The sequence below is a fragment of the Devosia sp. SD17-2 genome (genome assembly GCF_029201565.1).
Classification (GTDB): Bacteria; Pseudomonadota; Alphaproteobacteria; order Rhizobiales; family Devosiaceae; genus Devosia.
The window spans coordinates 1,124,235-1,140,071 of record NZ_CP104002.1; the positions used below are offsets into that span (position 1 = coordinate 1,124,235).

At 62.6% G+C, this 15,837-nt stretch carries 12 protein-coding genes; 9 read left to right on the top strand and 3 right to left on the bottom strand.

The genetic code is table 11. The annotated features are described in order from the left end of the window. Positions 1 to 3 precede the first annotated feature (3 nt). The 3 genes from NYQ88_RS05535 to NYQ88_RS05545 all read right to left on the bottom strand — a co-directional run bounded on the left by NYQ88_RS05535 (position 4) and on the right by NYQ88_RS05545 (position 3,329). Positions 4 to 834 (bottom strand): carbohydrate ABC transporter permease, encoded by an 831-nt coding sequence (locus NYQ88_RS05535; protein ID WP_275653958.1) that lies wholly within the window; start codon positions 832 to 834, stop codon positions 4 to 6. A gap of 3 nt (positions 835 to 837) precedes the next feature. After that, on the bottom strand, positions 838 to 1,776 hold the full coding sequence (locus tag NYQ88_RS05540) for a sugar ABC transporter permease (RefSeq protein ID WP_275653959.1): 939 nt from the start codon (positions 1,774 to 1,776) through the stop codon (positions 838 to 840). Positions 1,777 to 1,979: 203 nt separating this feature from the next. Beyond that, complete coding sequence (locus NYQ88_RS05545; protein ID WP_275653960.1) at positions 1,980 to 3,329, bottom strand: extracellular solute-binding protein; 1,350 nt, start codon at positions 3,327 to 3,329, stop codon at positions 1,980 to 1,982. 314 nt (positions 3,330 to 3,643) lie between these two features. Here NYQ88_RS05545 and NYQ88_RS05550 point away from each other — a divergent pair, with 314 nt between their 5' ends. The 9 genes from NYQ88_RS05550 to NYQ88_RS05590 all read left to right on the top strand — a co-directional run bounded on the left by NYQ88_RS05550 (position 3,644) and on the right by NYQ88_RS05590 (position 15,668). Continuing rightward, positions 3,644 to 4,681, top strand: a complete 1,038-nt coding sequence (locus NYQ88_RS05550) for a LacI family DNA-binding transcriptional regulator (RefSeq protein ID WP_275653961.1) — start codon at positions 3,644 to 3,646, stop codon at positions 4,679 to 4,681. 11 nt (positions 4,682 to 4,692) lie between these two features. Further along, complete coding sequence (locus tag NYQ88_RS05555; RefSeq protein ID WP_275653962.1) at positions 4,693 to 6,609, top strand: DUF5054 domain-containing protein; 1,917 nt, start codon at positions 4,693 to 4,695, stop codon at positions 6,607 to 6,609. 109 nt (positions 6,610 to 6,718) lie between these two features. Then, complete coding sequence (locus NYQ88_RS05560) at positions 6,719 to 7,690, top strand: acetylxylan esterase (protein WP_275653963.1); 972 nt, start codon at positions 6,719 to 6,721, stop codon at positions 7,688 to 7,690. A gap of 185 nt (positions 7,691 to 7,875) precedes the next feature. Then, positions 7,876 to 8,877, top strand: a complete 1,002-nt coding sequence (locus NYQ88_RS05565) for a LacI family DNA-binding transcriptional regulator (RefSeq protein ID WP_275653964.1) — start codon at positions 7,876 to 7,878, stop codon at positions 8,875 to 8,877. A gap of 222 nt (positions 8,878 to 9,099) precedes the next feature. Further along, a complete protein-coding gene (locus NYQ88_RS05570; protein WP_275653965.1) occupies positions 9,100 to 11,028 on the top strand; it encodes an ABC transporter substrate-binding protein in 1,929 nt (642 codons plus the stop codon). Between the two features lie 236 nt (positions 11,029 to 11,264). Further along, entirely contained in the window at positions 11,265 to 12,257 is a 993-nt protein-coding gene (locus NYQ88_RS05575) for an ABC transporter permease (RefSeq protein ID WP_275653966.1), read from the top strand. Position 12,258: 1 nt separating this feature from the next. Further along, the gene (locus NYQ88_RS05580; protein ID WP_275653967.1) at positions 12,259 to 13,395 is read left to right on the top strand and encodes an ABC transporter permease; all 1,137 of its coding nucleotides are present in this window, start codon (positions 12,259 to 12,261) and stop codon (positions 13,393 to 13,395) included. 186 nt (positions 13,396 to 13,581) lie between these two features. Beyond that, positions 13,582 to 14,598 carry an ABC transporter ATP-binding protein gene (locus tag NYQ88_RS05585; RefSeq protein ID WP_275653968.1) on the top strand — a complete coding sequence of 339 codons (1,017 nt, stop codon included), beginning with the start codon at positions 13,582 to 13,584 and terminating at the stop codon, positions 14,596 to 14,598. After that, positions 14,595 to 15,668 carry an oligopeptide/dipeptide ABC transporter ATP-binding protein gene (locus tag NYQ88_RS05590; protein WP_275653969.1) on the top strand — a complete coding sequence of 358 codons (1,074 nt, stop codon included), beginning with the start codon at positions 14,595 to 14,597 and terminating at the stop codon, positions 15,666 to 15,668. The genes NYQ88_RS05585 and NYQ88_RS05590 overlap by 4 nt, the downstream gene beginning before the upstream one ends. The last annotated feature ends 169 nt before the right edge of the window (positions 15,669 to 15,837 follow it).

The window sequence follows — 15,837 nt, forward strand, 5'->3', positions numbered from 1 at the left end:
GGATCAAGCCTTGATGCCGCCGAAGAACCGGAAGCCGAACTTCCAGCTGACGAAGAGATAGAGAGCGATGACGGGCAGCGAATAGATCAGCGAATAGGCTGCCAGCAGCGTGACGACCGGGGTGCCGGCCTCTGAATAGAAGGAGTAGATGGCAACCGCCGCCGGCATGTTTTTGTCACTGCGGAGGAGAATGAAGGGGATGAGGAAGCTGCCCCAGATATTGACGAAGCTCCACACCACCACGACGACAATGCCGGGACGAATGACCGGCAGGGCGACATCGAAAAAGGCCTGAACCGGTGAGGCGCCGGTGACCATGGCGCTTTCTTCGTAGGATTTCGGAATGCTGTCGATGAAGTCGCGGAGGATAAACATAGCGGTGGGGAGGAGCCCACCGGCAAAGGTGAGAATGACAGCGAGGTGCGTATCCATCAGCCCCGCGGCCGAGATAATGAGGAAGATCGGCACCATGGCGGCCGAGCCGGACACCACTGAGGAAAAGAGCAGCAGAATATAGGTGACCGCGCCCTTGCCGGGGATGGAGGAGCGGGAGAGCGCGTAGGCCGCAAGGGTTGCCGCAGCACCGACGAGAATGACGCCGCCGACAGCCTGGATGAAGGAGTTCCAGAGCGCCTGCACGGCAAAGGAATTGCCGAAGACGGTGACGAAATTACTGAGGGTCCAGGGGTCAGGCAGGGCGAGGCCGAGTTCGGCGCGGGCATTGAAAGGCGCGAACAGGAACCAGAGCAGCGGCAGGGCAAAGATGGCGCCGATCAGCGCTGCGAGGGCCGAAAAGGCTATGCGGCCAATGAAAGCGGGGAGCGTCAGCTTCATGGTTCAGGCCCTCTTCTTGCGGCCAAGACTGAGATAGACCAGCGCAAAGGCGAGGTTGATGAGCATCATGATAACGCCCACGGCCGCGCCCTTGCCGAACTGGAAATCCTGGAAGGCGACGCGGTAATTGTAGATCGACACCAGCTCTGTCCGGTAGCTCGGCCCGCCATTAGTAAGGAGGAAGGGCGTAAACGTGTTGAAGGTCCACATGGTGATGAGGATGAGATCGGTGACGATATGGCCGCGGATGAGCGGCAGGCCGATGTCGCGGAATTTCTGCCAGGAGGATGCGCCGGCCACGTCCGCCGCCTGGAAATAGCTCGGCGGAATGGAGGAGAAGGCCGAGTTGAACAGCATCATGGAGAAGGCAGCGCCGCGCCAGGTGTTGAAGACGACGATGACCCAGAAGGGGGAGTCGAGGAGGAAATCGCCCGGCGGCAGGCCGACGCTTTCGAGCAGCATGTTGAGCGTGCCCTGGTCGCGATCGAGGAAGGCGAACCAGGCAAAGCCGATGACCACCTCCGGCAGGATCCAGGCGGCAATGACGAAGGTTTCGGTGATGCGCTTGACCCATGGCGGCACGGTCTGGATGAGCCAGGCCAGAAGCAGGCCGAGGAGGGCCTGCCCGATCAAGGCCGAGGCCAGGACGAACTGGGTGGTGAGGATCAACGAGAAGCCGAACTGGCCGCGCTGGAAGAAGGTCGCGGGGTCAAACAGCGCCAGATAATTGGCGAGGCCGACGAATTCGGGATTGAGCGCTGTGCGGCCGAGCAGCGTGCGGTTGGTGAAGGAAACGAAGATCACCCAGAAGAAGGGGACGATCACGAAGACCGAAACCAGAATGCCTGCGGGGGTGAGAAAGGCCGCGCCGGCCCGGGCCGAGAGCAGTGCGAAGTTTCTGGGTTTTCGCCTGGCGGGGGCAGTGTTGAGGTCGGTGGTCATGGATGGCTCTGTCCTCTTCCCCGCCTCCAGAAGGGAGGGGGACGGGTGGGCCCTGATTGACGTCAGGCCCGATGGTGCGAGCATGGGGACAAGGCGTACCCCCACCCTCAATCCCTCGCCGCAAGGGGAGGGAGGCGATGGCGCCGAGGCGTTTGATAAGAGCCTCCGGCGCGCCGCAACGCGCCGGAGGGTGCCAGGGAGGGCTAGAGCAGGCTGACGGTGTTTTCCTCGCCGACAATGGCGATGACAGCCGATTTGTACTGGGCCATGGCCTCTTCGGGCGAGAGCTCGCCGGAGACGACGGCTTCAGTCATGCGCTGGATTTCCGAGGAGACCGCATTGTAGTTCGGGTCATTCGGGCGCGCCGTGGTGAGCGGGAGCAGGGTCTGGCTGGTCTCGGTCAGGAAGGGATTGTTGGGAATGGCCACGTCGGTGCGCGCGGTGATACGCGGCTGGATGGCCTGGAAGGCTTCGAGCTGGGCCGGCTCGTTCATGAAGGAGAGGAAGGCCCAGGCTTCCTTGGGCGTATCGGTCGCCGGATTGATGACAAAGCCGGTGCCGCCGGAGATGGTGACGAAATCCTGGCCGCGGATGCCGGCGCCGGGTTCCTTGGCCGGCATTTTGGCCCAGCCCTGGACCTCATCGCGATTGGCCACGGCAAATTCGGAGCCTTCTGGGGTGACGGAGCGGTAGAAATAATCTCCCTCGACCAGAAGCGCCGTCACGCCGTCGCGAAAATTGGCGAAGGACCGGTTGCGGCCATCGGCGAGGAGCTGGGCGCGCTGGTCGCCGAGCTTTTCGTCGACATAGATGGTCTTGTAGAGGTTGAGCGTATCGAGAATGCCCTGGCTCGAGACGATGAACTTGCCGTTCTCGTCGGTAACGGCTTCGCCCGTGCCGAGCAGAACCATCCAATAGCCCTGCATGGTGGTGGCTTCGCCCATGGCGACGCCGGCATTGATCTGGAGCGGGAAGCTGTCGGGCTTGGCCTTCTTGATGGCGCGGGCGGCGTCGAGCAGTTCTTCCCAGGAGTTGGGCTGCCAGGTGTCGGCGTCGATGCCGGCTTCGGCCAGAATATCCTTGCGCGTATTGATCATGCGCACGTCGGTGCCGAGCGGAATGCCGTAATATTTATCCTGGTAGAGCATGAGGGCGCGCGAGCCTTCGGAAAGCGCTGCCCAGCCGGACCAGTCATTGACTTCGGGGCCGGCGACTTCATCGAGCGATTTCAGGAGCCCGCCTTCGACGAAGGAGGGGATGAGGAAGCCGTCGAATGCTGTGACATCGGGGCCGGCGCCGGTGGAGAAGTCGAGCGCCAGCTGCTGGGTGAGCTGGGCGTCTTCGCCGCCGAACTGGTTGAGCACCACGTTGACGTCGGGATTGGCGGCCTCGAAAGCGGGGATGACGCTTTCCTCGATCCACTGCGCGGTGCCGCTGTTGACGCCGCCGATGACACAGCGGCAGGTGACGTTGAGATCGACGGCAAATGCCGGCAGCGCCACAGCGGTGGCGCCGACAAGTCCAAGCGCGAGACTGCGCAGACGATTGGTCATCGCAAAAATCCTCCCAAATGGTGGCTCCGAATTCTCCGGTAGCCGGCTATTGGCCCGTCGGTGGAATAAATCTTCCGGGCGCAGGCCAAAGTAGAATGAACACGTTTTCACTAAGCGTCAATGCGGAGAATTCGCCTGGGGTGACGGCAGGGATTGCGTGCGGCGGTTGAATGGCAGGGTTTTGCGACGTGGTGGTGACATCGCGGTGAAATTCGAGGGCGGAGGTGTTGGCGCGCGTGCTTGACAGAGTGGGGGCGAAACGTCAGAGAAATGAACACGTTTTCAATATTGCCGCTGTTTTGGGGAGGCCTGGCTTGGGCGAAGCGATGGGGGAAGTGCGCGGGCGGGCGACAGCAGAAATGGTGGCCGAACGGGCCAATGTGTCCCGCGTTGCGGTGTCGCGCGCCTTCAACCCGCACGCCTCGCTCAAGGCCGAAAAACGCGAACTGATCCTCAAAATTGCGCAGGAGCTGAACTATACGCCGGACCGCGCAGCGCGGGCGCTTGTGAGCGGGCGCTCGCATCTCGTGGGCGTCATCGTGCCCGATGTGTGCAGCTATTGGGAGAGCCAGGAGATTGATGCGCTGACCACGGCGCTGCAGGCGGAAGGCTTTGCCACGCTACTGTTCAAGACGCGCACCGATTATTCGATGGACGAGCAGTTGCTCGCCTATATGCGCGGCTTCAATCCGGACTCGGTGATTGCCTTCGTCGAGAACGTAAAACCACGGACGCTGGCGCGGTTTCTCGACCGCGCAGTGCCGATCTATGTGCATTACCCAATGGACGGGGAGGCGGAGCCCAAGGGCGAGCCGCTGCATGATCGACTCAATGTGCTGCAGCGCGACGGGATCGAGCAGGCGGTGGCATTGCTGCAGGGGTATGGTGTGCGGCGGGTCGCCTATGTGTCCGGCGAGGAAAAGGCGCGGGCCAATACCTCGCGCGAGCAGGTTTTGCGACAGGTCATGGCGGCGCGTGGGTTGGAGCCGCCGACTGTAGTGCGCGGCGATTTTTCCTATGACGCGGCCTATCAGGCGACCATCGATCTCTTTCGGGTGGGCGCGGGGGCGGATGCGATTTTCGCCGCCAATGACGTCGGAGCATTCGGGGCGATGGATGCCTTGCGGCACGAGCTGAAGCTACGGGTGCCGGAGGATGTGAAGGTGGTTGGCTTTGACGACATCGCCCAGTCGCACTGGAAAAGCTACAATCTCACCACCGTGAAATTCGATCTCGAGGAGCGGGTGCGGGCGCTGGTCAGGCTGATCTTGCGGCGGCTCAATAATCCCGATGCACCGGGCTTTCAGGAAACTCTCAACACACGGCTCGTCGTGCGCGGCACGGTCGGCTGACGGCGCTTTTCATGACCGACACGCTCATTCACCTTGTCTTCAAGACCCACCTTGATATCGGTTTTACCGACCACGCGGCCAAGGTCCGGCGGCAATATCATGAGCAGTTCATCCCGCAGGCGATCGCCACGGGCGAGCACTTTTATGCCGAGAACCCGGACGCGCCTGAATTTATCTGGACGACGGGCGCCTGGCTGATCTGGGACCATCTCAACTCGCAGGATGGAGAGAAGGTAAAGCGGCTGCAAAGGGCGATTGAGCGTGGGCTGATCGCCTGGCACGGATTGCCGTTCACCACCCACACCGAGCTGATGACGCCGGCGCTGTTCCGGGCGGGGCTTTCCTATGCGCAGGAGCTGGATCGGCGTTTTGGGCGGCAGACGATTGCCGCGAAGATGACCGACGTGCCGGGCCATACGCTGGGCATGGTGCCGCTGATGGCCGGGGCGGGGCTGAAATTCCTGCACCTCGGAGTGAACACGGCGAGCCCCGTGCCCGATGTGCCGCCGATCTTCCGTTGGCAAGCGCCGGGCGGGGACGAAATCGTGGTCATGTATCAGGCCTCCTATGGGGCGACGGATTTTCCGGCCGGGCCGGACATTGGCCTCAGCTTTGCGCACACCAATGACAATATCGGCCCGCAAAGCGTGGGGCAGACGGTGGAGGCGCTGCGGCATCTGCGTTTGGAGCATCCGCAGGCTCGGGTGATGGCTTCGACGCTGGATGCCTTCGGGGCCGAGATGTGGGCACGGCGCGAAAATTTTCCGGTGGTGACACAGGAAATCGGCGACAGCTGGATCCATGGCGTTGGCACCGATCCGGAAAAGCTGCGACATTTTAAAGCGCTGGGGCGGCTCTATGATGAATTCGATGCCGAGGGACTGACGCCGGAACGGCTGGCCTTTGGGCGCGGGCTGACGCAAATCGCCGAGCACACCTGGGGCGTCGACATAAAGACTTTTCTACGGGACGAGACGGCCTGGGACCGGGAAAAGTTCGAGGCGGCGCGGAGAAACGACTATCGCTTCCACTATACCGAGGCAAGCTGGGCCGAGCAGCGCGCCTATCTCGATGCGGCGATTGATCAATTGTCCGATGCGGATCGGGCGCTGGCTGAGGCGGCGCGGAACGAGGCGTCGGTGCCGGCTGAGGCGGTGATTGGTGCTGGCGACCGGCTGGAGAGCAATGGTTGGGTCGCCGAGATCGATGCGGCGACGGGCGATCTTTCCGCGCTCATTGCGCCGAACGGGCGGCGGCTGGCGGGGCAGAATGGGTGCCTCTTCGGCTATCGGCACGAAAGCTATGACTGGGCCGAGCTGCAGAGCCATCTCGACAGCTATCTCATGCACCGCGAGGTCTGGGCTATTCTGGACCATGACAAACCGGGATTGCGGACGGCGAAGACGGCGCGGAATGGTCGCTTTGTGCCCAAGGGAAAAGGTGTTTCAGAGGACGGGGCGCGGGTGCTGGGGCGCATGCCGGAGGAGGCGCGGATAGCGCTGGGGGCGCCGGATCGACACGAGATTATCCTGCGCGGGATCAGCGATGACGAGGCCGAAATCATCTTGGTGCTGCGAGCGAAACCTGCCAATCGCATGCCCGAGGCGGGGTTCTTCCTCCTGACGCCCGAACCGTGCTCTTGGGCGCTGGAGAAGCTGGGGCTCTGGCACGAGGCACACGACATAGTGCGCCGCGGGGGTGGGCAATTGCAGGCGGTTTCGGCGCTGCGCTGCGGTGGAACGGAATTCACACTGCTCGACAGCGCGCTGGTAGCGCCGGCGGGAGCCCCCTTCATCCCGTTCCAACCGGAGGTGCCGGACTTTTCAGCGGGGGCACGGATCAATCTCTACAACAACAAATGGGGGACGAATTTTCCCATGTGGTGGGAGGGCGATCTCGTCAGCCGGGTGCGGGTGCGGCTGGGGTAGGGTAAAGCCCCGCCGATTGCTGTGACAAAGTTCGGGCTGTGCTGGATATAATGGCGGAGTGGGTGCAGATTTGTTGGCAAGTTTGCCAGCTCCAGATTGGATCCGCGCCGTGCCCTTTCCCGACATGACCCATCCCGCCATCGACGCTTATGAGAGCGCGGTGACCGTGCCTGCCGATTTCTCCGATTTTTGGGGCAAGACCATTGCCGAGGCCCGCGCGGCGGGTGGTGACGTCAGCATCGTGCCGGCGGATACCACACTGAAACTCGTGGAAGCCTTTGACGTAACCTTCCCGGGGTTTGGCGGGCAGCCGGTCAAGGGTTGGCTGGTGCTGCCCAAGGAGCGGACCGAAAAACTGCCACTTGTGGTGCAGTTCATCGGTTATGGCGGCGGGCGCGGCTTTCCGCATGAGACGCTGCATTGGGCCGCCTCGGGCTTTGCCTATTTCCGCATGGATACGCGCGGGCAGGGCTCGAGTGGGCATATGGGCGCGACCTCGGACCCGCAGGGCACGACACCATCCGTGCCGGGGATGATGACCAAGGGCATTCTCGATAAGAACGACTATTACTACCGGCGCCTGTTCACCGACGGGGTGCGCGCCATCGACATGCTGCTCGGCCAGGATTTTGTCGATGCCGAGCGGATCGCGGTTTGTGGCGTCAGTCAGGGTGGTGGGATCGCGCTGGCCGTGGCGGGGATCGACAATCGCGTCAAGGCAGTGATGCCGGACGTGCCCTATCTCTGTGATTTCCCGCGCGCCGTTCGTGTCGCCGGGCGCGATCCCTATCTGGAAATCGTCCGTTTCCTTGCCGTGCACCGGGACAAGAAAGACCAGGTGTTCGACACCCTGCGCTATTTCGACGGCGTCAATTTTGCCCGCCACAGCAAGGCTGCGACGTTGTTCTCGGTGGCGCTGATGGACGACATCTGCCCACCCTCGACCGTCTATGGCGCCTACAAGGCCTTTGCGGGCACCGACAAGACCATCGTGGAATATGAGTTTAACAACCACGAAGGCGGCGCGGCATTCCAGGACCGCGAGCAGATGAAGTGGCTGACGCGGCAGTTTGGGGTCTGAGGGCCAGAACGGCCTTAGCCGCGCTCAACCATCAGCGGACAATATGCCCCCATCCCCGATCCCTCCCCACAAGGGGGAGGGGCGCAGGCGGCGCGCTCGGGGGGCGTGGAACGATAATTCGCGATCTCCTCTTGATCTGCTCAAAAAACGCAAATATTGCGTAGGGGAGTGAGGAGATCGCTGAAATGGCCACCAAGCGTGCAAACCAGGCCGATATTGCCGAGAAGCTTGGGGTGTCGGTGTCGACGGTTTCCCGGGCACTGGCCAATGAGATCGGCATCAGCGAGGCGGTGCGGCGCGACGTCCAGCGCGTTGCGCGCATGCTGGGCTACAAGAGCAAACACACGCCCGCGACGGGCAATCCCGACAAGCGCGCCGTGGCCCTGGTGCCGCTGAGTGGAGCCATCGGAAGCCTTGCCAGTTTTTACCACGGGATCGTCGAGGGGATGCGCGCGCAGGCCGCAGAGGCCGGCATCGCCCTTGATGTGCGTCTCATCAACGAAGAAATGGTGACGCTCGATTTTGTCCATAAGCAGGTGCGCAAATCGGATGCGTCAGGGGTCATCCTCGCCGGGATCGACCCCAGTGCCGAGCTGGTCAACTGGGCGGCCGAGGAGGATATTGCCGTCGTCCTCGCCAACGGCTTTGACCCGCTGATGCGGCTTAACTCCGTGTCGCCAGCCAATTTTCACGGCGCGTACATGGCCACGCAGCATCTGATCGATGCTGGGCATCGCCGGATACTGCACTATACATTCCGGCACCGCCCGACCATTCGCCAGCGCCAGCGCGGCTTTGAAGCGGCGATCGCCGACCATGTCGGCACCGAGGGGGTGGTGGTGTTTTCCAATGAGGTGGGGACCAAGGCGCTGCTTGAGAATTTCCTCGGTGGCGTCTATGACGTGACGGCGATGTTCTGCTGGAATGATGGCGTGGCCGTGTCGATGGTCGAGACGCTTCTTGGGCCCGATAGCTCTCTGCCGCCCAATTTCTCCATCATGGGTTTTGACGATCTGCCGATCGCCGGCATGGCCAATCCGCGGCTGAGCACGGTGCGGGTTGATCGTGAGGCGATTGGGCGTGGCGCCATTCGCCTCCTGGCTCAGCGCATGGACGGGGAAATGGCCGTGCAACATTTGCAAATCGGCCTGTCTCTCGTCGCCGGTGAGACAGTTTTTCCTGCCTGAGGCAGAATATTTCTCAAATTTTTCTGCGCGCTTTGGCTGGAAGCAGGGCATTTCGCGCATTTTGCAGAGCGCAGGACGCTGATTCCCAATTGCAAATTACGCAATATTGCGGAAATTGCGTGAAATACGCAAATTGCTTGAGTTTGCGCAAATTCCGACCTAGCTTTCTCCGGCGTGCAAACAGCGCCGGGCCGGAAATGCCGGCCGCAAAGGGAGGAAGACATGACCATGACTCATCCCCTCCAGGGGAAGCGTCCGGCAGGTATTGCCATAGGTGCAATCACCGCCGCTCTTATGCTGAACGGGAGTGCCCTGGCTCAATACCAGCAGGCTCCGGAACTCGACGCCCTTGTTTCAAGTGGCGCGTTGCCGCCCGTCGCGGAGCGCCTGCCGGCCAATCCGCTGGTGATCGAGCCAGTCGACAGCGTCGGCACCTATGGCGGCACCTGGCGCAGCGCCCTGCGCGGTGGCCTCGACAATGCCTGGATCGCCCGCACCGTGGCCTATGACGGCCTCGTTCGCTATGACCGCGAATGGAAGGAAATCATCCCCAATCTGGCGGAAAGCTGGGAGGTCAGCGCAGACGCCCGCACCTATACGTTCAAGCTGCGCGAGGGGCTGAAGTGGAATAACGGCACGCCGTTCACCAGCGCCGATATCGCCTTTGCGGTCGAGCTCTTCGCCGAGCCAAGCTATGGCGGCGGCACCTTCATGAAGAACCCCAACAATCCTGTGACGGTAGAGGTCATCGACGACACGATGTTCAGCTTCGTCTTCGAGCACCCGAACGGGCTGATCATGGATGATCTGGCCAGCGTCAACGGCCTGACCGTGGTGTCGCTCAGCAAGGATTACTGCAGCCAGTTTTACCCGAAATACAACCCGGACGCGGCTGCCAATGCCAAGGCGGCAGGCTTCGAGACCTGGGAACTGCAAATGACGGACCGTTGCTCCTGGGCGACGGAGACCATCCGCTGGGCCAATCCCGACCTGCCGATGATGAATGCCTGGATGATCGACGATCCGCTGACCGGTGACGCCACGCGCGCCAGCTTCAAGCGCAATCCCTATTACTGGAAGGTCGATACCGAAGGAAACCAGCTGCCCTATATTGACCGGCTCGACATGCGCGTGTCCGACTCGCTCGAAGAAATCACGCTGATGGCGCTCAATGGCGAGATCGACTTCCAGGACCGCCATATCGCGACCGTCGCCAACCAGCCTCTGTTCTTTGACGGACAGGAGGGCGGTGATTACCGGCTGGGCGCCAATGTGCCCTCGTCGATGAACACGCTGGTCCTGCAGTTCAACCTCAACCATGTCGACGAGAAGCGCCGCGAGCTCTTCGCCAACAAGGATTTCCGCATCGGGGTCAGCCATCTGCTCGACCGCGAGGAAATCATCGACGTGGTCTTTACCGGCCAGGGCGAGCCCTTCCAGGCGGCGCCGCGCCCGGAAAGCCCGTTCTATGACGAGGAAATGGCCAAGCAATATACCGAGTTCGATCCGGATGCGGCGGCCGCGGCCTTCGAACGGGCGGGCCTGAGCAAGGGTGGCGACGGGGTCTATACCTTTGGCGATGGGTCCCCACTCAAGGTCACCATCGACCTCATCTCCTCGTTCCGTTCGGAATGGGTGGACATGATGGAGCTGATGCAGCTCCAGCTCGAGGCCGGTGGGCTGGATATCGAGCTCAACAACATTGACCGCACGCTCTATTACGACAAGCGACCGCTCGGCGATTTCGACGCGCAGGTGTGGCAGGGCGACGGTGGCCTAGATGTGGTGCAGGAGCCGCGCTATTACATGGCTTCGGGTGGGGAGTCCGTCTGGGCTTTCCGCTGGCAGGCCTGGTACAATGGCTCGACGCCGGAAATTGCCGAGGAGCCCGCAGAATGGGCCGCCGAGCAGATGAAGCTCTACAGCCAGCTGCGCGAAGAGGGTGATCCGGCCAAGCGTTCCGAACTGATGACCCAGATCCTGGCGCTCGCCAAGGAGAACTTCCCGGTCATCGGCATCAGCCTGCCGGGCGAGGGCTACTACATCGCCAAGAACAATATGCGCAACATCGCCGAGCCGATGCTGCATGCCTATCTCTACCCCACGCCTGCTCCCTACGACCCATTCCAGTGGTACTTCGCCCAGGAATAGGTCCTCCCCGGCTCCCGCGACCCCTCCCATGGGCCGCGGGGTGCTGGAGATTATGAAGGGCGGCTCGTGAGTTACCCCCTCCTAGCCTCCCCCTGAAAATGGGGAGGGACCGGCCGGTGGGTGGACACCGAACTTGCCCGGAATGCTGAAGTGCTCCTCCCCCGATCAGGGGGAGGTTGGGTGGGGGCTGACGCCTCCATGCTCCCAACCTTTTCTGCTTCTTCAAGGAGAGCCCAATGCTCCGCTTCATTGCCAATCGACTGCTGGCCATGGTGCTCACCTTGTGGGCGGTCAGTTTCGTTGCCTTTGCCATCATCCAGCTGCCGCCGGGCGACTATCTGACCACTTATGTGGCCACGCTCTCGGCCAATGGCGACCGGGTGGATCCGGCGACCATCGAGGCGCTGCGCCGGCAATATGGTTTTGGCGAGCCTTATCTCGTCCAATATTGGAAATGGATCTCCGGCATTCTGACGCGCGGAGATTTTGGCCAGAGCTTTGAGTGGAAGGCGCCGGTGACGACCCTGATCTGGGGGCGGCTGGGCAATTCCATCCTCGTCGAGGGGCTGGCCGTGCTGGTGATGTGGTTCATCGCCCTGCCCATCGGCATCTATGTGGCGGTGAAGAAATATTCGCTGGGCGATTACCTCGCCACGGTGGGCGGTTTCATTGGCCTCGCCATCCCAAATTTCCTCCTCGCCCTGCTGCTGATGTATCTCAGCTTTGTCTGGTTCGGCACGACCATCGGCGGGCTGTTCTCGCCCGAATATGAAAGCGCGCATTGGTCGATCCCGCGGGTGATGGATTTCCTCTCCCGGGCCTGGGCGCCGGTGCTGGTGCTGGCCACCGCAGGCACGGCGGAGCTGATCCGTATCCTGCGCGCCAATCTGCTCGATGAGCTCAAAAAACCCTATGTCACCACCGCCCGGGCCAAGGGCCTGCCGGAATGGAAGGTGATCCTCAAATATCCCGTGCGCGTGGCGCTGAACCCGCTGGTCTCGACCATTGGCTGGCTGCTGCCGGCGCTGGTCTCGAGCTCGGTGATTGTCTCTGTTGTGCTCAATCTCCCGACGGCGGGGCCGCTTCTGCTGCGCTCGCTGACCAGCCAGGACATGTATCTGGCCGGCGCCATCATCATGCTCCTGGGCGTGCTCACCGTGATCGGCACGCTGATCTCGGACCTGTTGCTGGCCTGGATCGATCCGCGCATCCGTTTCGGAGGAAAGTAAGATGGCCGTCGAAACGCTCTCGCCCGTTGCAGAAGTGGTGCCGCCGCGCCGCGCCCGCGAGTCCCAGCTTGGCCTGATGTGGCGCCGGTTCAAGCGGCATCAGCTGGCCGTGGTCAGCCTCTGGATCGTGATGGCCTTCTATCTCGTGGCGGCGCTGGCCGAATTTCTGGCTCCGGCCGATCCGTCCGCCTATAGCGCCCGCTATACCTATGCGCCGCCGCAGGGGCTGCACTTCATCCTGCGCGACGAGAATGGCGGCTGGTCGTTCCAGCCCCATGTCAATGGCTACAAGTCCGAGGTGGACCCCAAGGCCATGCGCCGCACCTTTGTGGTGGATCCCGATGTGGTGATCCCGGTGCAGTTCTTTGCCCCCGCCGAGCCCTATCGGCTGTTTGGCGTCATCCCCATGTCGGTCAAGCTGATGGGGGTCGAGAACAAGCGCGATCCGTTCTATGTGCTGGGGGCGGACCGGCTGGGCCGCGATCTCCTCAGCCGGTTGATCCACGGCACGCGCATTTCGCTCTCCATCGGGCTGGCCGGTGTGACCCTCAGCCTCTTTTTCGGCATCATTATCGGCGGTTTTGCCGGTTATTATGGCGGCTGGTTCGACGGCGCGGTGATGCGGGTGATCGAGTTCATCCGCTCCATGCCCACCATTCCGCTCTGGCTGGGGCTGGCGGCCGCAATGCCCAAGAACTGGAATGCGCTCCAGACCTATTTCGCCATCACCATCATTCTCTCGCTGATCGGATGGACCGAGCTGGCGCGTGTGGTGCGCGGGCGGTTCCTCAGTCTGCGCACCGAGGATTTTGTGACGGCGGCGCAGCTTGATGGCGCCAGCGACTGGCGCATCATCACGCGGCATATGGTGCCCAGTTTCACCAGCCACATCATTGCGGCGGCAACGCTCGCCATTCCGGGCATGATCCTCGCCGAAACAGCGCTGAGCTTCCTCGGGCTGGGGCTGCAGGCGCCGATCGTGAGCTGGGGCACGCTGCTCCAGGAAGCCCAGAACATCCGCACCCTGGCGACGGCGCCGTGGCTGCTGACGCCGGGCATCTGCGTGGTGGTGGTGATCCTGGCGCTCAACTTCTTCGGCGACGGCCTGCGCGACGCGGCTGATCCTCATGGGCGGTGAGATGATGGTTTTGTGGATGTTTAACCCCTCATCCGCTCTTCGGGCACCTTCTCCCTCAAGGGGAGAAGGAAGGCAGGGTGCCTCCCCTAACACAGGCCTCCCCCTCGCCCCTCCTGGGAGAGGGTGGATCGCGCGTAGCGCGAGACGGGTGAGGGGGCTTTCGACGGCAAATAGCGAGTGTCCGGCATGACCAAACCCCTCCTGACCATCAACAATATGTCCCTCATTTTCACCTCGCCCGACGAGCCCGACATCGAGGCGGTGCGGCAGGTGGATCTGACGCTGACGCCGGGCAAGACACTGGCGCTGGTGGGGGAAAGCGGCTGCGGGAAATCGGTGACGGCGCGGGCAATTCTGCGGCTTTTGGAAAAGAACGCCGATATCCGCACCGGCGAAATCCTCTTTGAGGGCGCGGGCGGGCCGGTCGATATTGCCCGGCTCAAGCCCGACAGCCAGGCCATGCGCGCCATTCGCGGGGCGCAGATTTCGATGATCTTTCAGGAGCCGATGAGTTCGCTGTCGCCGGTTCATACGATCGGTGACCAGATCGACGAGATCATCGTGCTCCATGAGGGATTAAAACCCAAGGCGGCGCGGGAGCGGACGGTGGCGCTGCTCGATCAGGTGGGCGTGCCCGGTGCGCGCGAGCGGGCCAATGCCTATCCGTTCGAGCTGTCGGGTGGGCTGCGCCAGCGCGCCATGATCGCCATGGCGCTGGCCTGTACGCCAAAACTGCTGATCGCCGACGAGCCGACCACGGCGCTCGATGTGACGACGCAGGCGCAGATCCTTGATCTCCTGCGCCAGCTGCAGGCTGATTATGGCATGGCCATGCTGTTCATCACCCATGATCTCGGGGTGGTGGCGGAAATCGCCGATGAGGTGGCGGTGATGTATCTGGGCGATGTGGTGGAGCAGGGGGACGTCTATGAGGTGTTCCGCGCGCCGCAGCACCCCTATACGCAGGCGCTGATGGCGTCGGTGCCACGGCTGACGCGGAAAGCCGAGCGACAGCGGCTGTCGCCGATCAAGGGCACGGTGCCTTCGCCCAAGGATCGGCCGGTCGGCTGCGCCTTTACCAGCCGGTGCCCGCATGCCTTTGCGCCCTGCGCGGGCGAGCGGCCGGAACGGACCCAGGTCTCTGAAGGCCATGTGGCGCGGTGCCATCTTCTCACTCATCAGAAGGCGGAGGCGCTGGCATGAGCACGCTTCTTACCGTCGAAAACCTCTCCAAGATCTATACGCTGGGTGGCGGGCTCTTCGGTGCTGGCCGGGAGCTTGTAGCGCTCAATGACATCAACCTCACCGTCGAGGCGGGGGAAACCCTCGCCATTGTCGGGGAGAGCGGCTGTGGCAAGACCACGCTGGGGCGCTGCATCATCAAGGCGCAGCCGGTCAGCTCGGGCAAGGTGTTTTATCACCCACAAGAGGGGCAGCGCGTTGAGCTGAGTGCGCTCGACAAGCGCGCCATAAAACCCTGGCGGCGCGATATCCGCATGATCTTCCAGGACCCGATGAGCTCGCTCAACCCCAACATGCGGGTCTTCGATATCGTCGCCGAGCCGCTGCGGGTGCATCGCATCGCCAAGGGGCGCGAGCTTGAGGACAAGGTCATCGACACCCTCGCCAAGGTGGGCATTCCCGCCGATGCGGTGGGCCGCTATCCCCATGCCTTTTCGGGAGGGCAGCGGCAGCGCATCGGCATTGCAAGAGCGCTGGTGCTCGACCCGAAACTGGTGATCGCGGACGAGGCGGTGTCGGCGCTCGATGTGTCGATCCAGGCGCAGGTCTTGAACCTGCTGGAGGACCTCAAGGCCGATTTCGGGCTGACCTATATCTTCATCAGCCATGATCTGGGCGTGGTGAACTACATCGCCGACCGGGTGGTGGTGATGTATCTGGGCCATGTGGTGGAAAATGCGCCGACCGAGGCGCTGTTCGAGCGGCCCCGCCACCCCTATTCGGAAATGCTGCTCGAAGCCCTGCCGATTGCCGACCCAAGCCGGCGCAAGGGGCGGAGCACCGAGCTCAAGGGCGAAATCCCCTATCTCGGCAACCGCCCGCAGGGGTGCCCGTTCCACACGCGCTGCAAATATGCCCAGGACATCTGCCGGAGCGAAAAGCCGGCGCTGCGCCCGATCAACGGCTCGGCCCAGCTGGCGGCATGCCACTTTGCCGAAAGTCTGGAGCTGAAGGGGGCCTATGGGCCGGCGCCTGTCACGCCGCGCACGCTGCAGTCCGCCGATGGATTGCCCGGACATGCCGGGCAATGACGATGGAGGGGAGGATGGGTTCGATTGTCCAAGAATTTACCGCCGTCACCGGCCTACACCTCCCCCTTGAGGGGGGAGGGTGGGAGGGGGTGAGGGGAGCCTGATCATTGCGGCTCGCGCCCCCGACCTTTGTGCCCTCCCAAAAACCACTGACATTCCGGTTCACAAC

Coding starts and splice junctions, on each gene's coding strand:
- NYQ88_RS05535 (WP_275653958.1), bottom strand. CDS start 834: ATGAAGCTGACGCTCCCCGCTTTCATTGGCCGCATAGCCTTTTCGGCC.
- NYQ88_RS05540 (WP_275653959.1), bottom strand. CDS start 1,776: ATGACCACCGACCTCAACACTGCCCCCGCCAGGCGAAAACCCAGAAAC.
- NYQ88_RS05545 (WP_275653960.1), bottom strand. CDS start 3,329: ATGACCAATCGTCTGCGCAGTCTCGCGCTTGGACTTGTCGGCGCCACC.
- NYQ88_RS05555 (WP_275653962.1), top strand. CDS start 4,693: ATGACCGACACGCTCATTCACCTTGTCTTCAAGACCCACCTTGATATC.
- NYQ88_RS05565 (WP_275653964.1), top strand. CDS start 7,876: ATGGCCACCAAGCGTGCAAACCAGGCCGATATTGCCGAGAAGCTTGGG.
- NYQ88_RS05570 (WP_275653965.1), top strand. CDS start 9,100: ATGACCATGACTCATCCCCTCCAGGGGAAGCGTCCGGCAGGTATTGCC.
- NYQ88_RS05575 (WP_275653966.1), top strand. CDS start 11,265: ATGCTCCGCTTCATTGCCAATCGACTGCTGGCCATGGTGCTCACCTTG.
- NYQ88_RS05580 (WP_275653967.1), top strand. CDS start 12,259: ATGGCCGTCGAAACGCTCTCGCCCGTTGCAGAAGTGGTGCCGCCGCGC.
- NYQ88_RS05585 (WP_275653968.1), top strand. CDS start 13,582: ATGACCAAACCCCTCCTGACCATCAACAATATGTCCCTCATTTTCACC.
- NYQ88_RS05590 (WP_275653969.1), top strand. CDS start 14,595: ATGAGCACGCTTCTTACCGTCGAAAACCTCTCCAAGATCTATACGCTG.